5 protein-coding genes are annotated in these 6,663 nt (G+C 64.1%); 4 read left to right on the top strand and 1 reads right to left on the bottom strand.

The features are described 5' to 3' along the window. Window positions 1-165 precede the first annotated feature (165 nt). Window positions 166-1,848, bottom strand: coding sequence for an MFS transporter (locus ACIQ2A_RS25145; protein WP_398484654.1), 1,683 nt, complete (start codon window positions 1,846-1,848; stop codon window positions 166-168). Window positions 1,849-1,995: 147 nt separating this feature from the next. On the opposite strand from ACIQ2A_RS25145, the gene ACIQ2A_RS25150 reads away from it, so the two are divergent. The 4 genes from ACIQ2A_RS25150 (at window position 1,996) to ACIQ2A_RS25165 (ending at window position 6,572) form a co-directional block, all read left to right on the top strand. After that, window positions 1,996-3,384, top strand: coding sequence for a cytochrome P450 (locus ACIQ2A_RS25150; protein WP_398484656.1), 1,389 nt, complete (start codon window positions 1,996-1,998; stop codon window positions 3,382-3,384). 191 nt (window positions 3,385-3,575) lie between these two features. Next, window positions 3,576-4,985: an adenylate/guanylate cyclase domain-containing protein gene (locus ACIQ2A_RS25155; RefSeq protein WP_398484659.1), complete on the top strand. Its 1,410-nt coding sequence runs from the start codon at window positions 3,576-3,578 to the stop codon at window positions 4,983-4,985. Between the two features lie 135 nt (window positions 4,986-5,120). Further along, entirely contained in the window at window positions 5,121-5,591 is a 471-nt protein-coding gene (locus ACIQ2A_RS25160; RefSeq protein ID WP_398484663.1) for a TerB family tellurite resistance protein, read from the top strand. Between the two features lie 192 nt (window positions 5,592-5,783). Beyond that, entirely contained in the window at window positions 5,784-6,572 is a 789-nt protein-coding gene (locus tag ACIQ2A_RS25165; RefSeq protein WP_398484661.1) for an SDR family NAD(P)-dependent oxidoreductase, read from the top strand. Window positions 6,573-6,663 lie beyond the last annotated feature (91 nt).

The raw sequence follows: 6,663 nt of genomic DNA on the forward strand, positions 1-6,663 counted from the left end.
TGACGTTCTAACCTCTCCCCGCCTGCGGGGAGAGGTCGACTGTAGCGCGCGCAGCGCGTGGAAGTCGGGTGAGGGGGCTATCCACACGCTCCGAGCAAATGGAGAGCCCCCTCACCCGACCGCGCTTCGCGCGGCCACCCTCTCCCCGCAAGCGGGGCGAGGGAACTAACTGCTGCCCGCTGGCGTCGAGGCCGGCAACACTTCCGTCGCCGCGCGATCCGGCGTCTCTTCCTTCCAGCGGACCGAGCCGAAAGGCCGCTCCAGCATGCGGCGGACGCGGACGGGATCGGGGCCGAGATGGAAGCCCGCCGCACGCAGATACAGCGCGCGCTCCGACTGCGTCGTGCGATTGCGCTGGCGCAAGAAGTCCATCCATGTCGGGCAATGATAGCGCTCGGTCCACAATTCCGGATCGGCAATGTCGCGCGCGATCGACCAGCCATAGGCGCCATTGCGCTGCCTTGTGAGCTGCACCTCCTGCATGACGCCATGGAAGGCACGCGCCTGTTCCTGATCGACGCGGTATTCGATCTCCACCACCAGCGGCCCGCTGCGCGCCGTGAGCTGCAATTGCACTTCGGGATCCTCAAGCCGCTCCGCATCCTCATCGCGGGCGCCGGTGGGCGGCATCCGCCACACCAGGCCGAACAGCGGCGAGGCGAACATCGCGATGCCCGAGACGATCAGCGCCCATTCGATCCCGACGACGTCGGTGAGACGGCCCCAGCCCCAGCTGCCGATGGCGATGCCGCCGGCGATGGCCGCCTGGAACGCGGCGAGCGAACGCCCCGCGACCCAGCGCGGCGCCGACAGCTGCACGCCGATATTGAACAACGCGATCGCAGCCATCCAGACGGCGCCAGCGACAACCAATGATGCGGCGGTCAGCACCGGCTCGGTCGACATCGCCACGCCGATGATGGCCATGCCCATGATCAGCGTGCAGCCGCGGATCGCGGTTTCGCTGGCAAAATGCTTGCGGATATGGCCGATATTCAGCGCGCCGATAACGGCGCCCATGCCGAAGGCGCCAAGCATGATGCCGTATGTCTGCGCGCCGCCATGCAGCAGGTCGCGCGCCACCAGCGGCATCAACGCCGAGATCGAGCCACCGCAGATGCCGGTGATCAGCGTGCGCATCAGCACGATCTTGATGGAGGGCGAATTGGCGATGTAGCGGATGCCGGAGACGATGGCCCGGTTCAACCGCTCGCGCGGCAGCCGCGAGACCTCGATCTGCCGCCGCCACAGCAGCAGCACGACGAACAGCGGCACATAGAGCAGCGCATTGGCGCCGAACGCCGCGACAGCCCCCGCGGCCGCCACGACGACGCCGCCGATGGCCGGGCCAAAACTGCGGGCGATGTTGTAGCTGATCCCGTTCAGGGCCACGGCGGCGGGCAGCACGTCTTCCGGCACCTGCTCGCCCACCGAGGACTGCCAGGCCGGGCCGAACAGCGCCATGCCGCTGCCGATGATGAAGCAGAAGGCGAGCAGGATGTTCGGCGTGATATGGCCGGTCCAGTCCATCGCCGTGAGCGTGCTGGCGCCGACGAGCGACAGCGCCAAGGATGCCAGCGACACCATGCGGCGGTCATACATGTCGGCCACGGCGCCGGCCGGCATGGCCAGTATCATGATCGGCAGCATCAAGGCCGTCTGCACCAGTGCCACCTTGTCGGCGGAGGCGGTCATCTGCGTCATCGCCCAGGCGGCGCCGACGCTCTGGATCATCAGGCCCAGATTTGACAGCAGGCTGGCCAGCCAGATGCGGCGGAACACCGGAAACCGCAGCGGCGCGGCAATTCCGTCAGAGGGCAAGGGAGCAGGTTTGGGGGATTCCGTCATCACCAATGGTGATGCCTGCGAAGGACATGCCCTGTCCAGTCGCTCCCGCATAAATCGATGCTGCACCTGCAAACAATGACGCCTTCAAGACGCCGGCTTTGTCCGATGATATGATCCGCTGTCGCTCTCATCGTTGCGAGGCCTGTCGTGAGCATTGCCGAGGTCTACGACTTCCCGATCCCGAAGCGCCATGTGGTGCCGCCGGCCCCGCCGCGTGCGCCCGAGGACATGACGGCACGCGACCGCATGAAGGCGATGCGCCGCAGTGCCATCGAGACCTGGGGCCAGAAGGCCTATGAGGACGACATCATCAAGGGCCGCTTTTTCGGCCATGCCAGCTTCATCCTCAACGACCCCGATGCGATCCGCCACGTGCTGGTGGACAATTACGAGAACTACACCCGCACCCCCGCCGCCTTCCGGGTGTTGCGGCCACTGCTCGGTGACGGCCTGCTGACCGCCGAAGGGCGCGCCTGGAAGCATCAGCGCCGCACGTTGGCGCCAGCCTTCACGCCGCGCGCGGTGGGCACGCTGGTGCCGCACATGCTCTCGGCCATCGACGACACGGTGGCCGACCTGCAGGGCAAGACCGACGGTCCGGTGGATCTGCGCGAGATCATGCAGCGCATGACGCTGGAGATCGCCGGCCGCACCATGTTTTCCTATGGCATGACGAAGCACGGCAAGGTGCTGCGTGACTTCGTCATGGAATACGGGCAGACGCTGGCCCGGCCGCATTTCTTCGACCTGCTGCTGCCGGCGGGCTGGCCGACGCCGCAGGATTTTCCCCGCTGGCGCTTCCGCCGCCGCTGGACCCGCTTCGTCGCCATGCTGGTGGCCGAGCGCCGCGCTGCCGGCAAGGCGGACGATGCCCCGCCGCGCGATCTGTTCGAACTGATGCTGGCGGCGCGCGATCCCGAGACCGGCGCCGAATTTACCGACGACCAGCTCGGCGATCAGGTCGCCACCATGATCCTCGCCGGCCATGAGACCACGGCAACCGCTCTGTTCTGGGCGCTGTATCTGCTGACGCTCGATCCCGCCACGCAGGAGCTTGTGGCCAGCGAGGCGCGGGCAGCCATGGCCACCGGCGCGCTGGAATTCGACCGCCTGAAATTGACCCGCGCGGTCATCGACGAGACCATGCGGCTCTATCCGCCGGCCTTCCTGATCGCACGCGCCGCCCGTGCCCCCGACACGATCAGCGGCATGGCGGTCGCAAAGAACGACATCGTCCTGATCGCGCCATGGCTGCTGCACCGGAACGAGACGCGCTGGTCCGAGCCCAACGCCTTCATGCCGCAGCGCTTCACGTCCGGCCATCCGCAGCCGGACCGTTTTGCCTATCTCCCCTTCGGCGTCGGCGCCCGCGTCTGCATCGGCGCCCATTTCGCCATCGTCGAGGCCACGCTGGCGCTGGCGAAGATCATCGGGAATTTCCGGGTGACGCTGCCGGAAGCGGAGCCGGTGATGCCGATCGGCGTCGTGACGACACAGCCGGACCGATCACCGGAGTTCAGGATCGCCGCAAGGTAAGCCCTCATGGTGAGGAGGCGCGAAGCGCCGTCTCGAACCATGAGCTGGCCTGGCTCGGAGCATGCCACCATCCTTCGAGACGCGCGCAAGAGCGCGCTCCTCAGGATGAGGGATCGAGTTTGATCCGCGATGAGGGACAGAGCTCGTGACGCGTCTTGGACTCCTGCCCCACACCCCTTATCTATCGAGTTATGAGCGACATTCTCTCCCACTTCGCGCGCCTGAAGAAAGTCACCGATCCCGCGGTCGCCGACGCCATCGCGCTTCTGGCGCAGGAGGGCGCGGATCATGAGCTCAATCGCGTCAACACGCTGGATTTCGCAGCCCGCACTGGCCTCAATGAAGAGAAAGCCATCGCCGGCTTCCTTCATGCGTCCAAGCTCGGCCTGTTCGATCTGACCTGGAATGTGATGTGTCCCGGCTGCGGCGGGGTGCTCGATGCCCATGGCACGCTGAAATCGCTGCGCAGCGACGACTATCAATGCGGCCTGTGCGGCCGCGGCTATGCCGTGTCGGTCGATGAGCAGGTCGAGGTCGCCTTCACCATCTCGCCGCGCATCCGACGCATCGCCGCCCATGATCCGAATTCACTGCCGATCTGGGAATATTTCCGCCAGGTGTTCTGGAGCTCGGGCATCGAATTCAACGCGGACGCACTGTCGACCTTGTCGGAGGACGTTGTGCTCGATGCCCGCGAACTGCCCGCGCATCAAAGGGCCGAACTGACGCTGCAGCTACCACCGCAATTCATCATCCTGTTCGAGCCGGTGACTCACACCGCGCATTTCATCGATGTGCAGGGCGAGCCGACCAATGAGATGCGACATCTCTCCCTCACCTATCGCAGCGAACATGCACCGACGCTGACCACCACCATGCAGCCGGGCCCGCTGACGATCGCCTACGACAATCAGACCGGCACCCGCGTGCTGCCGTCGATCCTGGTCGCCGCCGATGCGCTTCATCACCTGATCGGCAAGCGCAAACCCTTCGTCACCGCCAAGCGCATCCTCAGCAACCAGACCTTTCGCGATCTCTACAAGGCCGACAATCTCAATATCGACCAGCGCCTGAAGATCACCTCGCTGACCTTCCTGTTCACCGACCTCAAGGGCTCCACCGCGCTTTATGAGCGCGTCGGAGATCTCGCCGCTTTCGATCTCGTCCGCGCGCATTTCCATGCGCTGCTCGACATCATCGCAGCCGAAGGCGGCGCCGTGGTGAAGACCATCGGCGACAGCGTGATGGCCACTTTCACCCGTCCCGAACAGGCACTGCTGGCCGCGATCGAAATGCGCAAGGCGATGGAGCGTCTCAATGACGAACGCGAGACCCGCGATCTCGTCGTCAAGATCGGCATCCATGAAGGGCCATGCCTCGCCGTGATGCTCAATGAGCGGCAGGACTATTTCGGCCAGACCGTGAATATCGCCGCCCGCGTCCAGGGTCTCGCCACGTCACAATCCATTCATGTGACGACACCGATCGTTTCCGCAAAAGCTGTCGAAGCGATTCTGCAACAGGCGGGTACCGCACCCATCGAGAAGACTGCCGCTTTACGCGGCATTGCTGATACAGTTTTGGTCTACGAAATTCCGTAAACGAACCAGGGCTTACTTAACTGTAATTACGCGGTCAGGAACCGGCGTGTATTGTGTGCGTTCATGTTCCGCGCCACAACGCGATGGCTCATTCGCCGCATGGTGCGCGGCCCGCCGATCTGGTTCAAAAATCTCATGCTCGAAAAATTACGCCAATTCATTTCAGACGTTGTGGCCCCCGATGCCACGGCCGACCAGAAATTCGACGATACCGGTTTCCGCCTCGCGGCAACCGCGCTGCTGATTCATGTGATTTCGATCGATGGCGCGCCATCCAAGATCGAACAGGAAAAACTCCACAGCCTGATCGAGACGCGCTTCGAGCTCGACCCCGGCACCGCCGATCGCCTGATCGAGGCGGCGACGCTGGTCGAAGGCGAGGCTGTCGATCTCTATCACTTCACCAGCGTCATCATGCGCGTGGTGGATGAGCCCGGCCGCATCCGTCTGGTCGAGATGATGTGGGAGCTGGTTTTTGCCGACGGCAAGGTCAGCGAATTCGAGGAAAACGTGGTCTGGCGTGCCGCCGATCTGCTCGGCGTGTCCGCACGTGACCGCGTCGAACTCAAGCGCCGGGTAGCCGGCGATACGGCCGAGACGGCCTGATTCAATCCGTCACATATCGCCGATAGCACGATGCGTGATCGGCGATATCGCATGCGGCTCTTTGGCGAGACACGCGCTGAATTGGCTGCCCCGGTATCCGGGTGGCCATTGGCGCTTGCGCATCAATGATATCCCTATTACGCCTTAGTTAGAGCCATTCGTCTTCAAGCCATACTTGCAAGAGAATTCCCTGTGACTGAGCGCGTAACGTTGATCACCGGAGCTTCGGCGGGAATTGGCGCCGAGATGGTCCGCGTCTTCGCCGCCCACAGGCATCGGCTGGCACTGGTGGCACGGCGTGCCGATCGCCTCACCGCTTTGTCAGACGAGATCGTCGCCGCCGGCGGCTCGGCCCCGATCGTCATTCCCTGCGATCTCGAACAACCGGACGCCTGCGCGAAGATCGAAGAAGCGTTGCAGAGCAACGGCGTCGAGGTCGAGTATCTCATCAACAATGCCGGCTTCGGCATGTTCGGTTTCGCCGTCGACATGGACCGCGATGCGCAGCTGCGCATGATCGACCTGAATATCCGCACGCTCACCGATCTTTCGCTGCGCCTCGCACCGCAAGTGATCCGGCACAAAGGCGGCATCCTCAATATGAGTTCGATCGCCGGCCTCATCCCGGGCCCCGGCATGGCGGTCTATTACGCCAGCAAGGCCTATGTGCTGTCCTTCACCGAAGCGCTGCGCCAGGAGCTCGGCCCCAAGGGCGTGCGCGTCACGGCCATCTGCCCCGGCCCGGTGCCCTCGGAATTCCAGGCGCGGGCGGGTTTCAAGCCGGGGCTGGATTCGATGATTCTCGGCGTGTCGCCGAAGGATGTCGCGACGCTGGCTTACAAGAGCCTGATGGCGAACAAGGGCACGGTGTTTCCGGGACTCGGTATCAAGATCGTGCCGATTTTGCTCAGGCTGTTCCCGCGGAGCTTTATTGCAGGGGCAGTGGCGAGGTTGCAGCTGACACGGGTCGGGCAGGTTTAGGGCCGTAGGATGGGTTGAGCCCAGCGAAAACCCATCAGCGGAGCCAACCACAACGCCGGAACGATGGGTTATCGCTCCGGCGCTTTGCACC

This window comes from Tardiphaga sp. (genome assembly GCF_044336785.1).
Lineage (GTDB): Bacteria > Pseudomonadota > Alphaproteobacteria > Rhizobiales > Xanthobacteraceae > Tardiphaga.

Excerpts from the sequence above, each read along its gene's own strand:
- ACIQ2A_RS25145 (WP_398484654.1), bottom strand. The coding sequence starts at position 1,848 with ATGACGGAATCCCCCAAACCTGCTCCCTTGCCCTCTGACGGAATTGCC.
- ACIQ2A_RS25155 (WP_398484659.1), top strand. The coding sequence starts at position 3,576 with ATGAGCGACATTCTCTCCCACTTCGCGCGCCTGAAGAAAGTCACCGAT.
- ACIQ2A_RS25160 (WP_398484663.1), top strand. The coding sequence starts at position 5,121 with ATGCTCGAAAAATTACGCCAATTCATTTCAGACGTTGTGGCCCCCGAT.